The following is a 1,912-nucleotide window of genomic DNA, read 5'->3' on the forward strand; positions in this document are numbered from 1 at the left end:
TGGTGCGCCGGTACAAACCGGCAAAGAGTAGGTGGTGAAAGTCCACTGCAATGAAGGAGTAGCGATCCACATTGGCCCCGAGCCGTGCATGGGCCTCCGCGAGGAGATCGGTGAAGCGTCGGCAGGGGAGTACATAGGCCAGCCATTGAGCCGCGAAAACCTAAGACTTTCGGGTGCCGACGTGTTCAAAATCACGGAAAGCAACATGGGCGGTGCGTTATGCGAGCATTTGTCCAACCCGGCGTGGTCGAAGACCCTGGCATGTGTAGACGCTCTTTGCGCGGGAACCGGGAGATCTCGGGATTGGCCTGCGGATGGATGCCGCAGGTCCGCATGGGGAAGACGAGGAGTCAAAGCCGATGATGAACGATCCCGAGAAGTCTGACTTCGTCATAGTAGCTGCGAAGCCGGTGAACAAGGCGGAGCCATCCGCGGCGGAATCGGTGGAGCGAAGGACGGAGACCAAGGGGAACGCGGGCCAGCAAAGCACGCGCCGGGCGCAGGACCGGGGTAACGTGTCACAGGCGCTGGACCGCGTACGGCAAGCCGCAAGGCAACGAAAGAAGGAGAGGTTCACCTCGCTCCTGCACCATATCGATGTCTCCATGCTGAGAACAGCGTTCTACGCCATCAAGCGTGACGCTGCGCCCGGTGTGGATGGGTTGACATGGCGGAGCTACGAACAAGACCTCGATCGCAGGATCAGGGACCTCTTGGCGCGGGTCCGAAGCGGAGCGTATCGGGCGTTGCCGTCCCGGCGGAGTTACATCCCAAAGGAAGACGGTAGCAAACGACCTCTCGCGGTCGGTGCTCTCGAAGACAAGATCGTTCAGAGAGCTACGGCTGCGGTGCTGAGTACGATCTACGAGGAAGACTTCCTCGGGTTCTCGTACGGATTCCGGCCGGAGCGCAGCCAGCACGATGCGCTGGATGCACTCATTGTCGGGATCAGCAGCAAGAAGGTGAACTTCATACTCGATGCCGACATCCGGTCGTTCTTCACGGAGGTTTCCCAGCAATGGGTCATCCGCTTCCTGGAGCACCGGGTCGGCGACAAGCGCATCCTCCGGCTCGTCCAGAAATGGCTGCGGGCCGGGGTGCTGGAAGACGGGATCGTGACGATAGAGGAAAAGGGTACGGGTCAAGGCTCGGCGATCTCGCCGCTGCTGGCGAACCTGTACCTCCATTATGTCTTCGATCTCTGGGCTGAGCGCTGGCGACGGCAGGAGGCCACGGGCGACATGATCATGGTACGGTATGCTGACGACCTTGTCGTTGGCTTCCAATATGAGAAGGACGCCCGGCGCTTCTGGGACGCGATGCGCGAAAGGTTGCGGGAGTTCTCGCTATCGCTTCACCCGGACAAAACCCGCCTGATTGAGTTCGGTCGCTTTGCCGCGAAGAACTGCGAGAGGCGCGGGCGCAGCAAGCCGGAGACCTTTACGTTCCTGGGATTTGTGCTCATCTGCGATAAATCGAGTCGAGGTGACTTCCGAGTGAGGAGGAAATCTCGCCGCGATCGCATGCGAGCCAAGCTCAGGGACATCAAGGAGGAACTGCGATGGCGATTGCATCGGCCTGTTGTCGAAACAGGCAAATGGCTGAGGCAGGTCGTAGCTGGATACTTCGCCTATCACGCAGTGCCGACCAACAGTCCGGCGCTGCAAGCGTTCCGGTACCACGTCGTCGTTCTTTGGTATCGGCAGCTCTGCCGACGTAGCCAGAGAGCTCGGCGGGTATGGGAACGGATGACGAGGCTGGCCGACGACTTTCTCCCAAAACCGAGGATCCTTCATCCATGGCCAAGCGAGCGATTTGCCGTCAAACACCCGAGGTAGGAGCCGAGTGCCCGAATTGGGCTCGCTCGGATCTGTCCGGGGGGCGCTCAGAAATGGGCGTCCCTACCGGGAAC

Annotated in this window: 1 protein-coding gene; it reads left to right on the top strand. The window is 60.4% G+C overall.

Translation table 11 applies throughout. The features are described 5' to 3' along the window. Window positions 1–362 precede the first annotated feature (362 nt). Complete coding sequence (gene ltrA / locus DXT96_RS26790) at window positions 363–1,838, top strand: group II intron reverse transcriptase/maturase (RefSeq protein ID WP_153517191.1); 1,476 nt, start codon at window positions 363–365, stop codon at window positions 1,836–1,838. The last annotated feature ends 74 nt before the right edge of the window (window positions 1,839–1,912 follow it).

The organism is Agrobacterium sp. ICMP 6402 (genome assembly GCF_009498615.1).
In the GTDB taxonomy this organism is placed as follows: domain Bacteria; phylum Pseudomonadota; class Alphaproteobacteria; order Rhizobiales; family Rhizobiaceae; genus Agrobacterium; species Agrobacterium burrii.